General features: G+C 69.4%; 18 protein-coding genes and 1 tRNA gene. 9 read left to right on the top strand and 10 right to left on the bottom strand.

All coding sequences use genetic code 11. The annotated features are described in order from the left end of the window. Positions 1 to 19: 19 nt before the first annotated feature. Positions 20 to 853 (bottom strand): NAD+ synthase, encoded by an 834-nt coding sequence (locus I7X12_RS14220; RefSeq protein WP_198060721.1) that lies wholly within the window; start codon positions 851 to 853, stop codon positions 20 to 22. A gap of 177 nt (positions 854 to 1030) precedes the next feature. On the opposite strand from I7X12_RS14220, the gene I7X12_RS14215 reads away from it, so the two are divergent. The 4 genes from I7X12_RS14215 (at position 1031) to I7X12_RS14200 (ending at position 6842) form a co-directional block, all read left to right on the top strand. Next, positions 1031 to 1101: transfer RNA gene (locus I7X12_RS14215), tRNA-Gly, on the top strand. A 547-nt stretch (positions 1102 to 1648) separates the two neighbouring features. Further along, positions 1649 to 4999 (top strand): bacterio-opsin activator domain-containing protein, encoded by a 3351-nt coding sequence (locus tag I7X12_RS14210; protein WP_198060720.1) that lies wholly within the window; start codon positions 1649 to 1651, stop codon positions 4997 to 4999. Positions 5000 to 5648: 649 nt separating this feature from the next. Continuing rightward, complete coding sequence (locus tag I7X12_RS14205; protein WP_198060719.1) at positions 5649 to 5942, top strand: DUF7130 family rubredoxin-like protein; 294 nt, start codon at positions 5649 to 5651, stop codon at positions 5940 to 5942. A 9-nt stretch (positions 5943 to 5951) separates the two neighbouring features. After that, positions 5952 to 6842 (top strand): ketopantoate reductase family protein, encoded by an 891-nt coding sequence (locus I7X12_RS14200; protein WP_198060718.1) that lies wholly within the window; start codon positions 5952 to 5954, stop codon positions 6840 to 6842. Between the two features lie 65 nt (positions 6843 to 6907). Here the strand turns inward: I7X12_RS14200 and I7X12_RS14195 are convergent, their stop codons facing one another. Next, complete coding sequence (locus I7X12_RS14195) at positions 6908 to 8818, bottom strand: flippase activity-associated protein Agl23 (RefSeq protein WP_198060717.1); 1911 nt, start codon at positions 8816 to 8818, stop codon at positions 6908 to 6910. A gap of 65 nt (positions 8819 to 8883) precedes the next feature. Further along, positions 8884 to 9132: a DUF7533 family protein gene (locus I7X12_RS14190; RefSeq protein ID WP_198060716.1), complete on the bottom strand. Its 249-nt coding sequence runs from the start codon at positions 9130 to 9132 to the stop codon at positions 8884 to 8886. A 134-nt stretch (positions 9133 to 9266) separates the two neighbouring features. On the opposite strand from I7X12_RS14190, the gene I7X12_RS14185 reads away from it, so the two are divergent. Continuing rightward, the gene (locus tag I7X12_RS14185) at positions 9267 to 9977 is read left to right on the top strand and encodes a riboflavin synthase (RefSeq protein WP_198060715.1); all 711 of its coding nucleotides are present in this window, start codon (positions 9267 to 9269) and stop codon (positions 9975 to 9977) included. A gap of 43 nt (positions 9978 to 10020) precedes the next feature. Here the strand turns inward: I7X12_RS14185 and I7X12_RS14180 are convergent, their stop codons facing one another. Then, the gene (locus I7X12_RS14180) at positions 10021 to 11034 is read right to left on the bottom strand and encodes a PrsW family intramembrane metalloprotease (protein ID WP_198060714.1); all 1014 of its coding nucleotides are present in this window, start codon (positions 11032 to 11034) and stop codon (positions 10021 to 10023) included. Between the two features lie 107 nt (positions 11035 to 11141). Here I7X12_RS14180 and pdxT point away from each other — a divergent pair, with 107 nt between their 5' ends. From pdxT to hisE, 3 genes are all read left to right on the top strand, one after another. Beyond that, on the top strand, positions 11142 to 11747 hold the full coding sequence (gene pdxT / locus I7X12_RS14175) for a pyridoxal 5'-phosphate synthase glutaminase subunit PdxT (RefSeq protein WP_198060713.1): 606 nt from the start codon (positions 11142 to 11144) through the stop codon (positions 11745 to 11747). A 184-nt stretch (positions 11748 to 11931) separates the two neighbouring features. Beyond that, complete coding sequence (locus I7X12_RS14170) at positions 11932 to 12255, top strand: SHOCT domain-containing protein (RefSeq protein ID WP_198060712.1); 324 nt, start codon at positions 11932 to 11934, stop codon at positions 12253 to 12255. An 83-nt stretch (positions 12256 to 12338) separates the two neighbouring features. Further along, on the top strand, positions 12339 to 12626 hold the full coding sequence (hisE, locus tag I7X12_RS14165; RefSeq protein WP_198060711.1) for a phosphoribosyl-ATP diphosphatase: 288 nt from the start codon (positions 12339 to 12341) through the stop codon (positions 12624 to 12626). A 60-nt stretch (positions 12627 to 12686) separates the two neighbouring features. On the opposite strand, the gene I7X12_RS14160 is transcribed toward hisE, so the two are convergent. From I7X12_RS14160 to I7X12_RS14145, 4 genes are all read right to left on the bottom strand, one after another. Beyond that, positions 12687 to 13028: a hypothetical protein gene (locus I7X12_RS14160; protein WP_198060710.1), complete on the bottom strand. Its 342-nt coding sequence runs from the start codon at positions 13026 to 13028 to the stop codon at positions 12687 to 12689. Then, entirely contained in the window at positions 13018 to 13386 is a 369-nt protein-coding gene (locus I7X12_RS14155; protein ID WP_179920034.1) for a MarR family transcriptional regulator, read from the bottom strand. The genes I7X12_RS14160 and I7X12_RS14155 overlap by 11 nt, the downstream gene beginning before the upstream one ends. Positions 13387 to 13467: 81 nt before the next feature. Then, a complete protein-coding gene (locus I7X12_RS14150; protein WP_198060709.1) occupies positions 13468 to 13782 on the bottom strand; it encodes an ASCH domain-containing protein in 315 nt (104 codons plus the stop codon). 47 nt (positions 13783 to 13829) lie between these two features. After that, a complete protein-coding gene (locus I7X12_RS14145; RefSeq protein WP_198060708.1) occupies positions 13830 to 14195 on the bottom strand; it encodes a DUF5518 domain-containing protein in 366 nt (121 codons plus the stop codon). A 194-nt stretch (positions 14196 to 14389) separates the two neighbouring features. Between I7X12_RS14145 and I7X12_RS14140 the strand changes: the two genes are divergently transcribed. Beyond that, positions 14390 to 15397 (top strand): NOG1 family protein, encoded by a 1008-nt coding sequence (locus I7X12_RS14140; RefSeq protein WP_198060707.1) that lies wholly within the window; start codon positions 14390 to 14392, stop codon positions 15395 to 15397. A 193-nt stretch (positions 15398 to 15590) separates the two neighbouring features. Here the strand turns inward: I7X12_RS14140 and I7X12_RS14135 are convergent, their stop codons facing one another. Continuing rightward, positions 15591 to 16346, bottom strand: coding sequence for an SIMPL domain-containing protein (locus I7X12_RS14135; RefSeq protein WP_198060706.1), 756 nt, complete (start codon positions 16344 to 16346; stop codon positions 15591 to 15593). A 140-nt stretch (positions 16347 to 16486) separates the two neighbouring features. Beyond that, positions 16487 to 17770 carry a TIGR00341 family protein gene (locus I7X12_RS14130; RefSeq protein ID WP_198060705.1) on the bottom strand — a complete coding sequence of 428 codons (1284 nt, stop codon included), beginning with the start codon at positions 17768 to 17770 and terminating at the stop codon, positions 16487 to 16489. Positions 17771 to 17800: the final 30 nt, after the last annotated feature.

The following is a 17800-nucleotide window of genomic DNA, read 5'->3' as shown; positions in this document are numbered from 1 at the left end:
GGGACCACTTCTTCGCGATTCAGTACAGCGACTCGGGCCCCGGCGGCGCCGCTCGCTTGTGTTCGCTGGCCTCGTACAGTCCGCGGACCCGCTCGATCGTCTCGGCGTCGACGCCGATGTGCTCGGCCGTCGCCGACACCGACAGCGGCCCGTCGACGTGCAGCGCCAGGATCGAATCGAGCGTGTCGTAGTCCATCCCGAGTTCCCCCTCGTCGGTCTGGTCGACCCACATACCGGCGCTGGCCTCCTTGGCCGCCAGGTCGTCGGGCACGCCGACGTGACGGGCGAGCTGGCGGACCTGCTGCTTGTAGAGGTTCGCGATCGGGTGACAGTCCACGGCGCCGTCGCCGTACTTCGTGAAGTAGCCCACCAGCGCCTCCGTCCGGTTGCCGGTGCCGACGACGAGGCCCCCCTCGGTGTTGGCCACGAGGTAGTTCAACACCGCGCGGATCCGCACGTAGAGGTTCCCCGTCGCCATCCGATCGCTCTCGGCGTCGGGGTAGGCGTCGAGGAACGCGTCGGCGATGGGCGTGATCTCCACCACGTCGTACTCCACGTCCAGCAGGTCGCTCGCGACCCGCTCGGCGTCGCTCATGTTCGCCTCGCGGTTGACCTCGCTGGGCATCACCAGCGCGCGGACGTTCTCCGCGCCCACCGCCTCGACGGCCAGATGCGAGGTGAGCGTGCTGTCGATGCCGCCGGAGAGCCCCATCACTACCCGGTCGGCGCCCGCGGCCTCGTACTGGGCGGCGATGAAGTCGGTGACGTGTTCGCGGTGCGCGTCGAGTTCCTCGGTCGAGAGGGACATATCGAGCGGCTCCGTCGCTCGGACCAGTTCCTCGGTCGTAGCCATACCGATCGTTGGCACGAGTGCGACTAATACCCTCGTGTCATCGGGGATCGGTGACCGTCCGTCCACTCGACGGAAGCGCTACGTTCAAGTGATCGGGACTGCGACTGACGGATGCAACGAGGGCGCGCCGTTGGTGAGCAGTCCCCCGGACTGCGAGCCGCGGGGCGAACGATGTGAGCGCCGTTGGTCCAGTGGTAGGACATTAGCTTCCCAAGCTAATAGCCCGGGTTCAATTCCCGGACGGCGCATGATTGTCTCGAACGCCAGTGAGAGACATCATCGCCACCGAGAATTGAACCCTGGAAGTCGCAGCCCCGGAACGGTCGAACGGAGTGAGACCGCACGCCCGGAACGTCTTCCTCCGGTTCGATTCCCGGACGGCGCACTCCTTCCTCCCTTCGGTCGTCGGTCGTGCGCCGTCCGATGTTCGCGAACGCTTCGCGTTCGCTCACTCCCGGACCGCGCACGCTACCATCCCCTCCCCGACCGGCTGTCCTCGCGACTCGAAGCCTCGCTGCGGGAAACTCGGGCGGGAAAACAGGGGTCAAAAGGGCCAGACAGCTCGGTCGCTTCGCGCTCTCGTCCGGTACGATCGATCCTGCCACCGCCTCCGCACGGCCACCGCCCAACTACCGCTTCCGACAGTCTCCTCTCGGTCAGCCGACGGCGTGTCCGGTCGCGGCCGTTCATTTCCTCACGGCCAGTATCGCTGGCGAAGGCAGACACTCTCACCGGCGGGTCACGCCACCGCGCCGATACTTGGGTTTAAGCCGCTTCGAGCGAAAGACGGCTCCAATGGTTGAGTGTGACGAGGTCCTGATAGCCGGTCGGCCGGACGGCGACGCCGCGGCGGTCGCCGACGACCTCGGGGCGGTCGACGGGGTGACCACCGAGACGGCGACCGCGGCGGCCCCCGGCGAACTCGACCCGACGGACGCCGACTGTGTCGTCTGGGTCGGCTCGGCGACGGCCGACGGGCTCGCGACCCTCGTGGAACGGGCGGGCGGCCCCGCGGGAACGCCCGTCGTGCTCCTCGCCGAGGGTGACGACGACCCGGGGCCGACGGCGGCGTTCGACGCCGGTGTCGCCGATTTCGTGCGAGCGGGTGACGGGGCCGGAGCCGTTCTGGCGCGGCGTGTCGACCGGTTGCTGGCGAACGGGAACGACCGGGCGACGGGCGGGCCCACGGCGGCGGACGGGAGCGGCGAGCGTACGGTAACGGGTGGGGCCGGTGACGGCGCGGACGCGCTCCGGGCGACACCGTCGGGGGCGAGCGCCGAACGGGTCCTCGAACGCGTCGACGCGGCGATCGTCGGGTTGGACGACGACTGGCGGATCACCTACCTCAACGACCCGGCGGCCGAGGCGCTGGGCGAACCGGCCGACGCCGCCGTCGGCGAGGTCGTCTGGGAAGCGTTGCCCGAGATCGAAGGGAGCGTCTTCGAGCGGGAGTACCGCGAGGCGCTGGCGAGCCAGGAGGTCCGTACCTTCGAGACCCGCTACGAACCAGCGGACAACTGGCTGGAGGTCTCGGTGTTCCCGGCCGCCGACGGACTGTCGGTGTACGTCCGCGACGTGACCGAACGAAAGCGGACGAAGGCAGAGCTACGGCGCAACGAACGGGCGTTGCGGGACCTCCAGCGGCTGGCCTCCTCGCGCGACCGGTCGTTCGACGAGAAGCTGGAGCAAGCGCTGGCGGTCGGCTGCGAGCGACTGGACCTGCCGATGGGATACCTGACGCGGATCGACGGTGACACCCAGACGGTCGTCGCCGCCCACGGAGAGACGGGGGTCGACTCCGGCGCCCACCAGCCCGTCGCGGAGAGCTACTGCCGGCGAACCGTCGAGACCGACGGGCTGCTCGCGCTCGAACACGCCGCCGCGGAGGGGTGGGACGACGACCCAGCCTACGAGCGCCACGGCATGGAGTGTTACCTGGGCGGAAAGCTGCTGGTCGGCGGCGAGCTGTACGGAACGCTCTGTTTCGGTAGCGCCGAGGCCCGCGACGCGCCCTTTACCGACGCCGAGGAGACGTTCATCGAACTGCTTGTCGAGTGGGTCAGCTACGAACTCGAACGGCGCGAGCGCGACCGGGATCTTGGTCGCTACGAGACCATCGTCCGGGCCATCGACGACGGCGTCTACGAGCTCGACGAAGCGGGGCGGTTCACCTTCGTCAACCCCTCGATGTGTCGGATCACCGGGTACGACTCCGAGGACCTCGTCGGCGAACACGTCTCGGTCGTCAAGGACGACGACGCGACCGAGGCAGCCGTCGACGCGCTGCTCGCGGGCGAAGCGACCGAGCGCACGGTCGAATCGGTCGTCCAGCGCAAGCGCGGCCCGCCGATCCCTTGCGAGGACAGCCTGACGGCGCTGACCGGTGACGAGGGGGCGGCCCGCGGCGTCGTCGGCGTCGTCCGGGACGTGACCGAGCAGAAGGCTCACCGGGAGATGCTGTCGGAGCTGGTCACCTCCTCGCGGTCGCTCATGCAGGCCCGCGACCGCGAGGAGGTCGCCGAGATGGCCACCCAGGCGATCGAAGACGTGCTCGGCTTCGAGCTGAACACCGTCCGCCTGTTCGACCGCGAGACCGACCGCCTCGAACCCGTGGGGACGACCGACGCGGTCGCCGAACGCGGTGTCGTGACGCCGACCTACGACGTGGACGAGGGCGGGCCCGGGCGGGCGTTCGTCGACGGCGAGCTGGTCGTCGTCGAAGACACCACGACCGGCGACGACGACCACCCGCACGATATCGTCCGCTCGGCGCTGCATATCCCGATGGGCGTCCACGGCACCATCAGCATCGGTGCCGAGACGGTCGACGCCTTCTCGAACACGGACCGGCAGGCCGTGCAACTGCTGGCGACCAGCGCCGCCGCTGCGGCCAACCGTGCCAAGCGCGAACAGGAGGTCCGCGAAGCCCGCGAGCGGGTCGACACGCTCGTCGACCGGATCAACGGCCTCATCGAGAACACCGTCGAGGTGCTCGTCCAGGCCGGGACCAGAGCGGAACTCGAAGCCGGCGTCGTCGACCAACTCGTCGCGACCGAGCCTTACACCTTCGCCTGGATCGGCCGGCCCGATCTGGCTGCCGAGCGCATCGAAGCCAGCGCCTGGGCGGGCGACGTGCCCGAGCTCGCCGACGCCGTCGCGGACCTGTCGGTGGACCGCTCGGCCGCTCGCGACGCCGCAGATCCCGCCGCGCTCGCGCTCGACGACGAGACCATCCACATCGTCGACGACCTCGCCGACTCGCCAGGCGGGAGCGTCCACGCAACCGCCAGCGAGGCGGGTCTCGGGTCGATGATCGCCGTCCCGCTCACGTACAAGGACGCCAGTTACGGCGTCCTCTGTGTCTACGCGCCCGCGCTCGACGCCGTCGCCGACCGCGAGCAGGTCGTCCTCGACGCGCTCGGACGCGCGGTCGCCAACGCCATCAACGCCATCGAGAGCGGTCGCATCCTCTCGACGGACCGCGTCGTCGAACTGGAGTTCACCGTCCGGGACGACGACCTCCTGTTCAACCGGCTCTCCGCACAGACCGACGCGACCTACGAACTGACGGGTTCGGTCCACGAGGCCGACGGGAGTATCCGACTGTACGTCACCGCCAGCGGGGCCGACGCCGAGGAGATCGCGTCGATACTCGCGAGCACCGACGGCGTCGAGGCGTCGAGCGTCATCGCCGACCACGACGACGACGTGCTGTTCGAGGCCGTCGTCGACGACTCGCTGGTCGAGTTGCTGGCCGACCACGGCGCGGTCACCCGGTCGGTCACCGCCGAGGACGGCCTCGTCCGCTACACCATCGAACTGCCCTACGAGGCCGAAGCGCGGGAGGTGTTCGAGCTCGTCTCCGACCGCCACCGCGGTACCGACCTCGTCGGCTACCACGAACACGAGCGGCCGGTCCGCACCCGCCAGGAGTTCCGCGAGGCCGTCACCGACCGCTTCACCGACCGTCAGGAGACCGCCATCCGAACCGCCTACCTCGGCGGCTTCTTCGAGTGGCCCCGGGACGTCGACGGCGACGACCTGGCCGGGTCGATGGACATCTCCCGACCCACCTACCACCAGCACCTCCGCGCCGCCCAGCGGAAGGTGTTCGACGAGCTGTTCGACCCCCACTCCGGGCGGTGAGCGCGGTGTTCAGTGGAGGTGGTGTACCGAGCGGTCGCGGGGCGCGGAGTGGGTGCGGTTGCGGTGAGCGGTGCGGTTGGCGTGCGCTGTCGAGCGTGCCCGCCTCTTGGCGGGCCGCTCGAAACAGTCGCGCGAGGTCTTCGTGAACGTGTGAACGAAGGCTTGTCAGAGCGTGCTCTGACAGTGGATGAGGGAGCCTGCGACCGAATCGGCTGGGGAGGTGTGAGGCCGTCTGCGGTGCTGTGCGGGGCGGTCGCAGTGCCGTGCGGTCCCTGGTGTCCTGACGAGCGAAGCGAGTCAGGGCTCAGGAGAGCTTGCTCTCCTGGCGGACTGAACGGGCGAGGCGCGCTCGCGCCGGGAGTCGTCTACGCGACCCCTATCCGCGCGGACGGTGCGGAGAGCGTGGATATGTCGCGTAGCGACCGCGAGCGGGCCGAGGGCGTTCACCGTCTACTGGTGCGTGTGGTCGGTCCGTTTCAGAGCGAGCGCGGCGAGGGCTTTCATCGTTCACCGTCACCTGCGGTCGCGCTCACCCGACCCCCGTCCACAACATATCGAACAAGGCCACCGTTACAACCGAGACACGCACTGAAGACCGTCACCGGAGTCGACACTCACATTTATGCAGCGGTCGGGCGTCGGTTCACGTATGAGCGAGCCAGACGAAGCGCCCGACCTGGGCTTCGGTCAGGCGGTCTTCGACGACGAGGGGAACCGACTGGGGACCGTCCGCGGGTTCGACGAACACGGCTTCTACGTGACGACCGAAGACGGGATCGCGGGCATGGGGCAACACCTGTCGACGACCGCGGACAGCGGCGAGGCCGAGCTGATGTGGCGCTGCTGGGACTGCGGCGAGATGGGAGACATCGAGGAGATCCCGGAGACCTGCCCGGCCTGTGGCGCCGAGCGCGAGAGCATCTACTACTGGGCCGAGGACTGACGCCCGGCCGTGCGCGTCCTCGTCTTCGGCGCCGGCAGCCTCGGGAGCCTCCTCGGGGGGCTGCTCGCGCGCGCCCACGACGTGACGCTGGTCGGTCGCGCCCCGCACGTCGAGCGGGTTCGCGCCGACGGGCTCCGGATCACCGGTGAGTGTTCGGTCCGCGTCGAGCCCGCGGCGACGACTGCGGTCCCCGACGAACGATTCGACCTCGCGCTCGTCGCCGTCAAGGCCTTCGACACGGCGGCCGCGGCCGAGGCGCTCGGTGCCGCGGATCTGGACGCGGTCCTCTCGGTCCAGAACGGGCTGGACAACGAGCGGACGCTGGCGGGCGCGCTCGACGCGCCGGTGCTCGCGGGCACCTGCACCTACGGCGCGCGGCTGACCGAACCGGGGACCGTCGAATGTACCGGCCGTGGTGAGGTCGCGCTCGGACCGCCCGACGGCGGAGAGTCGGCGGTCGCCGAATCGGTCGGCGGGGCGCTGGGCGGCGCGGACGTCGAGACGACGGTCGCCGCGGACATGCCGCGGCGGCGCTGGACGAAGCTGTCGGTCAACGCGGGGATCAACGCCGTGACCGCGCTGGCGCGCGTCGAGAACGGCGCGCTCGTCGACGGTCCCGCGGGCGAGACGGCGCGCCGCGCGGCGAGAGAGACGGCTCGCGTCGCGCGCGAGCGGGGGATCGACTTGGCCGACGGCGCGGCCGTCGAGGCGGTCGAGCGGGTGGCGGCGGCGACGAGCGCCAACCGGTCGTCGATGCTGCAGGACGTCGAGGCCGGAACACGGACGGAAGTCGACGCGATCAACGGCGCGGTGGTCGAGCGAGCCGAGCGAGCGGTGCCGGTCAACGAGACGCTAACGGCGCTGGTTCGAGGGTGGGAGCGCGAGCGCGGGTCGCGGTAGGGGGTTGGAGTCGCAGTGGGCGGTTCGGGCTGTGACGGGACGGCGAGGAGCGTCCCCGCGACCGCTCAGTTCCCGACGGCGAGCGCGCGCGGTTCGACGGCGCCCGCGTTGGCGTTCGACCCGTCGGACGTGCGGTCGCTGAAGAAGACGGCCTCGCTGCCGTAGTGTCGCAGGCGGTAGACGTCGGAGTCGTACCCGTCCATCGCGGGCGCCAGGTCCGTCTCCAGGGAGTTGGGTGCGATGACGACCAGCGGGTCGACCTCGCCGTTCTGGAGGCGCTCGACGGCGGTCTCCTCGTCCTGGATGCAGTCGCCCTCCGCGCCGTAGGCGTCGACGTACCACTGCAGCGGGAGGGTGTCGCTGATGCTGGAACAGCGCGGTTCGATCCCGGCGTCCCGCGGAGAGTCGCGGACGTACGTGTTCCCGACGAAGAGCACGTCGACGCCCTCGTGGTCGGCGGCGTGATCCTGCAGTACTTCCATCGAGGGGCGGAAGTCGTCGGCCGGCTGGGCGTACTGGACGAGTTCGTTGTCGTCGGTGGTGTCGTTCATGTAGACGTACCACCCCGCGGAGCCGGCCATGTAGCCGGCGATCAGCAGGAGGGCGAACGCGGTGACGCCGAACCTGACCGAGCCGGTGTGGACCGAGTCGCGGGCGCGGTCGACGACCAGTGCGATACCGACGCCCGCCGGAAGGGCCAGCGGCACGAGCGCGTTGACGGCGATCCAGGCGTTGGCGATGTCGGTGCCGAGCGGGTAGCCGACGATCGAGACGAAACCCCAGTAGGCACAAAAGAGGACGACGGCCCGCGAGCGGACGCGACCCCAGCGCTCGGCGAGGAAGCCGACGACGGCCATCATCGTCAGCGCGAGCGCCGACTGGGCGATCGCGTGGACCTCCTGGCCGAGGAAGCAGAGGTAGGCGTCGATGATGTTGTCCTGCCGGCAACCGGCGTCGGTCGTCCCGCCGAACCAGTAGCTGTACCCCTCGACCACGTCGTCGAGCGTCCGGTCGAACAGATCGGGGAACAGCGTCGGATTGGTGACCGCCTGCCAGAAGCCGACCGCGGCGGTGTCGGGCGAGCGCGGGGCGTAGAAGTACAGCGTGACGGCCAGGAAGAGGACGACCACGACCGCGCCGTGCCAGAGGAAGTCGGCGGCGTAGTCACCGAGCGGGCGGGTGCGGGCGTCGAGGCGCTCGCGGGCCCAGTCGAATCCGGACCTGTCGTCGCCGGTGCGGAACAGCGCCTGGTCGAGCAACAGGGCGCTCGCGCCGACCCACACGAGCAGGTACACCGCGGCGTTCTCCTTGGCGGTAAAGGCGAGCGCGACGAGGACGACCGCGCCGTAGACGTACCAGACCGACCGCTCGTCGTAGGCCCGCACGAGCAGGCCGAAGGCGACGAACGCGAACGCCGCCGCCAGCAGTGTACTCCGGAAGAAACGGGAGTAGTACAGCAGGAGCGGGCTGAACGCGAGGAAGAAGGCGGTGCCCACGATCTCGTCGCCGTCGAGGTGCTCGCGGAACAGGAGGGCAGCGAGCGGGAGGAAGGCCCCGACCAGCGCCACGAACAGCCGCATCGTGAAGTCGTTGGCGCCCAGCGCGTCGAAGAGGAACTTGTTGACGTGCTGAACGAGCGGGCCGTGGATGATGTAGCGGTACTCGAACTGGCCGGTCTCGAGGAAGTACGACGACCACCAGGCCACGCGGCCCTCGTCGTAGTGGGCCACGCGCGCGCCGAGGAGGACGAGACGAGCGAGCAGGCCGCCGGCGACGACGGCGAGGACCCACTGGGTCGTCCTATCGATACGGTCGAATCGGCCGGTCGGCCCGCTGGGGTCCGGCGGGTCGCGGTCGCTCGCTGTGGATTCGGGGGCGGGGTCGGCCGAGTCGCCGTCGGCGCCGGGATCGGATCCGGGAGACTCCCCCGTGTCTCCGGACGCGGCGGCGGCGGACTCGGAATCGGAACGGCTCATGTCCGCGGTGTCGCTCGCTCACGATTTCAACTCTTGGATCTCCAACGAGTCACATCCGGAGCGGGTCACTCCTCCTCGTCGTCGGGCGACTTCGCGACCGCGCCGACCGTCTTGTCGACGGCCTTGCCCGTCAGGTCGTCCGGCGTCGTGACGTACTCCTCGATGGCGACCATCAGCACGGCGACGACGAGCAGGCCCCCGCCGACGGTCGGCTGTCCCCGGGCCAGCAGGAACTCCAGCCCGAGCAACGCGACCGGGATCGCGAACACCAGCGTCGTCCCGAGCCCGACCATCCCGAGGATGCTCCGCGCCATGCACCCCGGTACCGCCCCGACCGGCAAAAGCCCCGCGCCTCCGCACCACCCCCTTCGCACCGCCCACGACCCCTGACCGCGTTCCAGATCCGAGAACAATAACCCTTTTGCGACGATCGTCCCAAGCGTCGGGTATGTTCACCGGGATCGTCGAGGAGACGGGCGAGATCGTCGATATCGAGGACAGCGACGCGGGTCGTCGACTCCGGATCGCGACGGGCTTTGCGGACCTGACGGGCGGCCAGAGCATCAGCGTCGACGGCGCGTGTCTCACCGTCGAGGACCACGCCGACGGCGAGTGGTTCTCGGTGTTCCTGGCCGCCGAGACGCTGGAACGGACGACCTTCGACAGTGCGAGCGAGGGGCAGGAAGTCAACTTAGAGCGGGCGCTGGCGGCCGACGAGCGCTTCGACGGCCACGTCGTCCAGGGCCACGTCGACGGCACGACGGAGATCGTCGACATCGAGCGCGTCGGCGAGGGTCCCGCGAGCGAAGCGAGGGGGACCTCGTCGGGCGACGAGTCGTCCGACGGTGACTGGGCGTACACCTTCGAGCTACCGCCCGGACTCGAACAGTACGTCGTCGAGAAGGGGTCGATCGCGCTCGACGGGATCAGCCTGACCGTCGCCGCGCTCGACGATGCCGGCGGGACCTTCTCGGTGGCGATCATCCCGACGACCTACCACGAGACGACGCTCTCGGCGAAGGAACCGGGCGACCCCGTCCACGTCGAGGTGGACGTGTTCGCCAAGTACGTCGAGCGGATGCTCGGGATGGCCGAGCGCGACGCCGAGGCCGGCGCCGACGTGGCCGCGGTGCGAGAGGCGCTCGGCGAGTATCGGTAGCGCCGGGTCGTAGCATCCGAGCGATGCGGACGGCAGTGGCCGCTCAGCCGTCGAACTCGGTCATGTCGGCCCGCTCGCCGTCGGGGGCTTCGTCGGTGGACTCGTGGTACGCTCGCCGGTACCGGGAGATCTTCCGGATCAGCAGGAGTCCGAAGATCCCGTCGTAGAGGATGACGAACCCGAAGAAAGCGACGAACCACGGGATCCCGGTCACACCGGCGACGAGGCCCGGGACGAATCCCGACAGCGTATTGTACAGCGCGTGGACGACCGTGGCGATCAGCAGGCCCTTGACGACGATAGGGCCGGCACGGTCGCGGTTGAACTTCGCCAGGCCGAGGTAGTAGCCGGCGAACGCGGAGTAGATGACGTGGCCCGGCCCCGCCAGTGCGCGGACGGCGGTGATGCCGGTGCCGGTCACGACGAGGTTGAACGTGTCGGCGACGCCCTGGGTCTGGCCGGCGATGTAGATGGCGTTCTCGATGGTCGCGAAGCCCAGCCCGGCCATCGCGCCGTAGACCGCGCCGTCGACGACCGCGTCGAACTCCGGCGTGCGATAGGCGTACAGCCGGACCGCCAGCAGCTTCACCGTCTCCTCGACCGGCCCGACGACGAGGAAGAAATAGAGGATCTGCGTCCCCCAGAACATGAGCCCCAGGCTCTCCAGCGAGACGTTGACGACAGTGTTGACGACGCCGGCGAACCCGGCGAACAGGACCCCGAGCGCGAACGTGCCGACGAGCAGCTCCAGCGGTTCGGAACTCGTCACGTCGGCGTACCAGACGTACGCCGCCAGACCCAGCGCCGGCACCGCCGACAGCAGCGTGAACGTGCCGATGACTGGATTCGCCACCGCCCCCAGCCCACCGAGGATCACCTGCACCCCGAGGATGACCAGCGCGAGCACCACGACGAACAGTCGTAGCGCCGACACCCCGGTCCCGTACACGAACACCGACAGCTTGTCCAGCAGTGACCGCGGCTCCCACGTGGACACCTCGTAGAGGTCGCGCTCGCCGTCCGCGCGCGCCTCGACCGGGTCCCGGCTCTCTGACATGGGTCGACTGTCGGCCTCACTACCCCTAACAGTTTGGCACTACCGTCGCCCGCCGCGGCGCCCGCGGAGAGCGAGAGGTTTTTCGCCGCAGGTTCGATAGGAGTGGTATGACCATCAGGGCGGGCGTCGTCGCCGTGCAGGGCGACGTGAGCGAACACGCCGACGCCATCCGACGAGCCGCCACGAGCCACTGCGCCGATGCCGACGTCGTCGAGATCCGACAGTCCGGAGTCGTCCCCGACTGCGACATCCTCCTCCTGCCGGGCGGGGAGTCGACGGCCATCTCCCGACATCTCGACCGCGAGGGGATCGCCGCCGAGATCGAAGCCCACGTCGCCGACGGCAAGCCCGTGCTGGCGACCTGTGCCGGGCTCATCGTCGCCTCGGCCGACCCGAACGACGACCGCGTCGACGCGCTCGGGCTCGTGGACGTGACCGTCGAGCGCAACGCCTTCGGCCGCCAGGCCGACAGCTTCGAGGCGCCGCTGGACGTGACCGGCCTCGACGAGCCGTTCCCCGCCGTGTTCATCCGCGCGCCCGTCATCGATTCCGTCGGCGACGTGGAGGTCCTGGCCGAGTGGGACGGCCGCGCCGTCGCCGTCCGCGACGGCCCCGTCGTCGCCACCTCCTTCCACCCCGAGCTGACCGACGACGCGCGGATTCACGACCTCGCCTTTTTCGAGAACGAGGTCGCGACTAGTGCGGGACCGTAGGTCCCGCATACCATGCGAACGGGGCCTTCGGCCCCGTGAGCAGACGCAGGGAGCGACCTCGGATAAGCGAGCGGGGAGTGTCCCGACCCGCGAACTCGGCGGGATCGACCCCGTTCTCAGGTCGTGACAATCCCGGCCGGCGGTTTATCCCCGGAGCGCCTCCGTTCACACGAGGGCGACACCGATGATCGATACGATACACCTGCTTCAGCACGGACCGCACCACGGACCGGGCGGGGGAGCGATGGGCGCCGCGGGCGGAGGCGGCTGGCTGGGGTTCGGACTCCCCTGGGGACTGCTGTGGGTGAGCCTCTCGGTCGCGCTGTTCGCCGCCGCCGTCTACCTGCTCGCGACCCGAGTCGACGGAGTGGCCGGTCCGTCGGCGGCGGACGCGACCGACGGGGTCGACCCGATGACGACGCTCGAACGGCGCTACGCCCGTGGCGAGATCGACGACGAGGCCTTCGAGGAGCGCCGGATCCGGCTCGCCGAACGCGACCGGCGGTAAGCGGTCGGCGGCGGGCGGGGCCGCCGTCGCACCCGCGGGACGAACCCGAGGGGACTTACCGGAGCGCGTCGACAGCCCGGGTAATGACCGACGACGTACTCGACGACGTGTTCGCCGTCATCGAGGACCGGAAGGAAGAGCTCCCCGACGATTCCTACACCACCTCGCTGTTCACCCACGAGAAAGGCGAGAACGCCGTGCTGGAGAAGCTCGGCGAGGAGACCACCGAGCTGCTGCTGGCGGCAAAGGACGACGACCGCGACGAGATCGCCCACGAGTCGGCCGACATCGTCTATCACCTGCTCGTCCTGCTCTCGATGAAGGATATGGATCTCGAAGACCTGCGCGAGGAGCTGTCCGAGCGGCGGTAGGAGTCAGAAGCGTGCCGTGGCATCCGTTCCGTGAGAGAAGTGTACGTCGATCGGCGGGCGCTACACGCCGAGGTACGACGCGGCTTCGTTCGCTATCGTATCGGCCATCGCGTCCGTGATACTTCCCTGTGCGCTACCGATATCGGCGTGTTTGATAGTGAACGTGTACCACGGTGAGGCGTAACTGTCTCCGGGTGGTCCGCCGAACCGCCAGTCGTCGGCTTCGATCTCGACCGCTTCCGGTCGCTGTTTCGACGTGAGTGCGACGACGGCGTATTCTTCTCCATGGAAGGGATGGTCGTCGTCGCTCAAGACGACAAAATACCGGTGATTCGGAGGGTTCTTGAACGGTGCGGGGTGTTTGACCACGTCGGCGCGCTGGAACGGCTGGCTACCCGTCACGCATCTCACGCGGGTCGACCGCGTTCTCGTCCCAGCCCTCGAACTCGTCGTCTGCGTATCGGTCACCGATCGCTTCGAGTCCCAGCATCGTCCCGGTCGACGCGGCCAGACGGTCGTCGTCGCCGATCGCCCAGAACGGTTCGGCGTGACGGACGAGACCCTGCTCTTCGAGACGTTTCAGCGTACCGCGAACGCTCCCCGGTTTGATCCCGGTCTCTTCTGCGATCTCGGCCGGTCTGAAACCCGTCTCCGGGCGCTCTCCGAGAAACGTGAGGATGTGGTACGCGTGTGTATCGGGGTCGAACGCGAGTTCGTTCTCGCTCTGCCGGTCGGCGTATTCGTCGAAATTTACGGGCATGACTGATCGTAACGGTTGTAACGGTGAGTAACGCGGAAACACGGATATCACTTTCGCCGACGGTCTCACCGCTCGTGGGGACTACTCCCGCGGCTCGAAGCGGTGGCGGACGACCTCGCTGTCGTCGTCCCACTCGAAGGAGTCGTGGACGCGGTTCAGTCGCTCGCGGTACGCTTCGAGGTCCTCCGACCCCTCTCGCTGGGCGTCCTCGTCGGTCAGGTCGCCGAGCGTGCGGCGGGTCACGTCGGTCACCTCGAAGGTCGCCCCCTCGATCTCGAAGGTGTCGCCCTCGTCGGCGTACTTGTGCCCGCGGTGCATCTGAGTGACGCGACCGGCGGCGGCCATGCTCTGGACGTGCTCGTTGGGTAGGACTTCGCTGGCGTCGATCTCGGCCATGTCGACGTTCGGGCCGGGAGCGGCAAAAACGTGACTTTCGCGGTGGTTCAGTCGGCGAGGATGGCGCCGATTGCGCCGCCGACGGCGCTGTCGAGGGCGAAGACGAACGCGATGACGAGGCCGACGACGATCACGCTGAGCCCGCCGAACAGGCCGCCGATGGGGCCGCCGAGGACGCCGCCGAGCAGGCCGGCGATGGGGGCGGTGACGAGGACGAGCACCAGCCCACCGAAGGCACCGGCGAGTAGGCCGTGCCAGAGGCCGCTGCCGAGGCCGCCGCCGGCGAGGTAGCCGGCAACGAACCCGGCGACCAGCCCGGCGCCGATGTGGCCGACCACCGGGACGAGGAAGGCGACGAGTCCCGCGACGATACCGGCGACGAACCCCCAGACGACTGCGCTCCAGTCGGTCATAGGTGAGGTAGGGGACCGTCGTTGATATGCGATCCGCTGGGGTTCGCAGGTCGAGGCACCGGACTGCGAATCGGGACCGGGCCTGGCGGCGACCCCGGGACCGCGGCCGACGGCGCGCTCGCGGGCTGTGGCGCACTCGCACGGGCGTCGCCGAGTAAACGGCCTTTTACGCGGCGGCCGTCTACGGGTGTTCAATGAGCCAACCGTTCGAGGACCTGCCGACGACGCCGACCGCCGAGGAGCTGGTGGACAAGGCGTTCTCGCGGGCCGCGCGTGCGGGGCGGGCCAAGGACGGCCTCGACGCCCAGCAGTCGATGCTCCAGACCGCGTCGAACATCGCCTCCGACAACCTGGAGAACGTCGTCACCGCCTGGCCCGACTTCGACGACCTGGACCCGTTCTACCGCGAACTCGCCGACGCCGTCGTCGCCTCCAACACCACCGGCGACGACGCCCCCGACATCGGCGGCATCGACGCCGTCCGCCAGCACCTCTCGGAAGTCGGGTGGGCCAGCCGCAAGACCGCGGACATCCGCCGCGAATACGCCGAGCGGCTCGCCAACAGCGACATCGACACCGCGAGGAAGATCCGCAAACAGGCCTTCGCCCGCATCGCCGACGTGGTCGAGGAGGTCGAGGACGACCTCGCCGCCGTCGGCGCCGCCCGCGACGACCTGAAGACGCTCCCGGACATCCGCCCCGACGAGCCGACCATCGTCGTCGCCGGCTACCCCAACGTCGGCAAGTCGACGTTCGTCAACGCCGTCACCAACGCCCGCAACGAGACCGCCTCCTATCCGTTCACGACGACCGAGATCCGGGTTGGACACTTCGACGACGGCCACATCCGCTACCAGATCGTCGACACGCCGGGGCTGCTCGACCGGGCGCCCGAGGAGCGCAACGACGTCGAGTCCCAAGCAGCGAGCGCGCTCGAGCACCTCGCCGACGCGGTGCTCGCGCTCGTCGACGCCAGCGGGGAGTGTGGCTACCCCCTGGACACGCAGCTGGCACTTCGCGACGACCTCGAAGCCCGGTTCGACGTCCCCGTCCTCACCGTCTGCAACAAGGCCGACCGCTCGCGTGACGTCGAGGCCGATCTCTACATGAGCGTCACGGAAGACGAGAACGTCGAGGGCGTCCTCGACGCCGCGGTCGAGGCGGTCGACTACGAACCGGAACTGCCCTACGACGGGTCCTGACCGGAGCAACGTTCCTCTTCGTCGAGTCACGCCACCGCGAGCCGCGGCTATCGAGTGGAAAGCGAAACGCCACCGGGGAGACCGGTGACGGGAGAACTGGAGCGTCAGCGGGTGGTGCGAGTGCCCGACGCCGTGGGATCGGGGAGGGGCCTCGGGCGGTGGGTGTCAGAGGGGGATCGGTGAGTCGACCGGGTCAGTCGCCCGTCTCGTAGACGACGGTGACGGAGGCGCTGACGCTGACCGGGCCGCTGTCGATGGAGGTGCCCGCGTCGCCGCCGGCCGAGAGCGCCGCGGTCTCGACGGCGTAGGGGCGCGCGCCGTACTCGGTCGTCGAGACGCGGTCGACACCGGTGACGGTCAAGTCCTCGGCGGCGGCGATGGTGCTGGCCTCGCCGCGGGCGGAGTTCATCGCCTCGGTGAGCGCTTCCTGCCGGAGGTTCTCGCGCTTGTCCGCCGAGAGGGTGAACTCGATGCCGTCGACCTCGTCGGCGCCGTTGGTCACGGCGGTGTCGACGACCTGGCCGACTGCGTCGGTGTCCTCGACGGTGATGGAGAATGCGTGGATCGCGCGGTAGGTCGGCTCCTCGCTCTCGGCGCCGCCGTAGCGACGGTTCGTCGAGATGTCGTAGTGGGCCGTCCGGATCTGGCCGTCGTCGATCCCCATCTCGTTCAGCGCCGAACGCATCGAGCTGGCGTTGCTCGACAGGTCCGACCGGACGGTCTCGATGTCGTCGCCCGTCGCGACGACGCCGACGCGGACCACCGCGCGGTCGGCCTCGGCCTGGACCTGCCCGGAGGCGCCGACGGTGATCGTGTCGTTGCCCGACTGCTGTGCGGACTGCTGTGCCTCGACCGGCGAGCCGCCGGCCGCGAACGCGGCGCCGACGCCCGCCGTCGCCAACAGCGCGGCGACGACGGCCACGCCGGCGAGTGTGAGTCGTGAGTTCATGCACTCGTCCAATGTCCCCCCTATCAAATAGCAACGACGTTGACTCAAACACGTCTTTGAAGGATCGAAATCCGCCACGGACACCCGTCAGACGGCGCCTCACGACCACGAGCGACCGGTCGACGGGTGACAAGACCCTGTCAGGCGGAGTCGGTGACGACGTATCGAACCTGCGTATCGATCTCGCGGTCGACGGCCCGCTCGACGCGGCGGTCGATCCGCTCGGCCAGCGCCGGGTAGTCGCCGTCCTCCACGCCGACCGTCACCGTGATCCCGACGGGGTGGCGCAACAGCGGCCCGCCGCTGCGGTTGACCTCCATCGAGAGCAGCTCGGCCGAGGCCTCGGACTCCTCGAGGGCGGCGTCGGTCGCCTCCTGGATCCGTTCCTCGGTCGTCGCGCCCTGGAAGGAGTCGTAGGTGACGCCGCCGAGGAACACCGACAGCGCGACGATGGCGACGGCGAGGATGCCGACGCGGCGGAGGGTCGCGCCGCGGGCTTCCTCCAGCTGGAACCAGTCGGTCGGGCGGTAGCCGCTGTAGCGGAGGACGACCAGCGCGGCGAGGTTGATGGAGAGGAGGTTCACCAGCACGAGGACGCCCGAACCGAGCGAAACGACGGGTTTGGCCCACGCGATGCCGATCCCGACGGTCGCGGCCGGTGGGATGAGCGCGACGGCGATCATCACGCCGACGATCGCCGAGGAGATCCCCGCGGTCAGCGAGACCGCGCCGGCGACGCCGGCGCCGAGCGCGACCACCAGCGAGAGGAAATCGGGGTAGAGACGGCTCCGGACCTGCGGGATGGTGGTCACGTCGGTGAAGGGGGGTATCAGGTGGACCGCCTTGACGACCCACGCGAAGGCGGCGGCGCTCGCGACCGCGACGGCGAGGCCGACGGCCTGCAACTTGACTCCGCGGGCGAACAGCTCGTCGTCGACGACGACCGTCCCGACGCTGGCGGCCATGGCCGGGCCGATCAGCGGCGCGATCACCATCGACCCGACGATGACCGCCGGGGAGTTCAACAGGAGGCCGGCGGTCGCGATGACGGCGCTGACGACCGTCATCAGTAGGTACGCCGGCGTCGAGAGCAGCAGGTCCTTGGCCGCCGCGACGAGTTCCTCGCGGGCGATGCGGTCGCCGTTCTCCTCCTCGGCGAAGCGGTCCTCCAGTTCCTCGAAGTCGTCGGAGACGACCGTCTCCGCGTCGAGGACGACCGTGTACGTACTCTCGTCGATACCGGCGGTCCGGAGCGTGTCCAGCACCGGTTCGACGGCGTTCGTGGGCAGCGGGACGTACGCGACGGCGGCGTACTCCCGGCCGCTGGTCTCGTCCGTGACGATGTAGTCGAGGTCCTCGTCGTCGAGCGCCCGCGTGACGGTCTCGCGCTTGCCCGTCGGGATCGTGATCTGGACGAGACGCACGTCCCGGGGGACGGGCAGGACGGTGAAATA

This window comes from Halosimplex litoreum, assembly GCF_016065055.1.
In the GTDB taxonomy this organism is placed as follows: domain Archaea; phylum Halobacteriota; class Halobacteria; order Halobacteriales; family Haloarculaceae; genus Halosimplex; species Halosimplex litoreum.
Note: the sequence above shows the minus strand (reverse complement) of the source record. Positions and strands in the feature narration are given on the sequence as shown.

Excerpts from the sequence above, each read along its gene's own strand:
- I7X12_RS14210 (WP_198060720.1), top strand. The coding sequence starts at position 1,649 with ATGGTTGAGTGTGACGAGGTCCTGATAGCCGGTCGGCCGGACGGCGAC.
- I7X12_RS14205 (WP_198060719.1), top strand. The coding sequence starts at position 5,649 with ATGAGCGAGCCAGACGAAGCGCCCGACCTGGGCTTCGGTCAGGCGGTC.
- I7X12_RS14145 (WP_198060708.1), bottom strand. The coding sequence starts at position 14,195 with ATGACCGACTGGAGCGCAGTCGTCTGGGGGTTCGTCGCCGGTATCGTC.
- I7X12_RS14140 (WP_198060707.1), top strand. The coding sequence starts at position 14,390 with ATGAGCCAACCGTTCGAGGACCTGCCGACGACGCCGACCGCCGAGGAG.
- I7X12_RS14195 (WP_198060717.1), bottom strand. The coding sequence starts at position 8,818 with ATGAGCCGTTCCGATTCCGAGTCCGCCGCCGCCGCGTCCGGAGACACG.
- I7X12_RS14190 (WP_198060716.1), bottom strand. The coding sequence starts at position 9,132 with ATGGCGCGGAGCATCCTCGGGATGGTCGGGCTCGGGACGACGCTGGTG.
- I7X12_RS14155 (WP_179920034.1), bottom strand. The coding sequence starts at position 13,386 with ATGCCCGTAAATTTCGACGAATACGCCGACCGGCAGAGCGAGAACGAA.
- pdxT (WP_198060713.1), top strand. The coding sequence starts at position 11,142 with ATGACCATCAGGGCGGGCGTCGTCGCCGTGCAGGGCGACGTGAGCGAA.
- I7X12_RS14170 (WP_198060712.1), top strand. The coding sequence starts at position 11,932 with ATGATCGATACGATACACCTGCTTCAGCACGGACCGCACCACGGACCG.
- I7X12_RS14220 (WP_198060721.1), bottom strand. The coding sequence starts at position 853 with ATGGCTACGACCGAGGAACTGGTCCGAGCGACGGAGCCGCTCGATATG.
- I7X12_RS14185 (WP_198060715.1), top strand. The coding sequence starts at position 9,267 with ATGTTCACCGGGATCGTCGAGGAGACGGGCGAGATCGTCGATATCGAG.
- hisE (WP_198060711.1), top strand. The coding sequence starts at position 12,339 with ATGACCGACGACGTACTCGACGACGTGTTCGCCGTCATCGAGGACCGG.
- I7X12_RS14135 (WP_198060706.1), bottom strand. The coding sequence starts at position 16,346 with ATGAACTCACGACTCACACTCGCCGGCGTGGCCGTCGTCGCCGCGCTG.
- I7X12_RS14180 (WP_198060714.1), bottom strand. The coding sequence starts at position 11,034 with ATGTCAGAGAGCCGGGACCCGGTCGAGGCGCGCGCGGACGGCGAGCGC.
- I7X12_RS14150 (WP_198060709.1), bottom strand. The coding sequence starts at position 13,782 with ATGGCCGAGATCGACGCCAGCGAAGTCCTACCCAACGAGCACGTCCAG.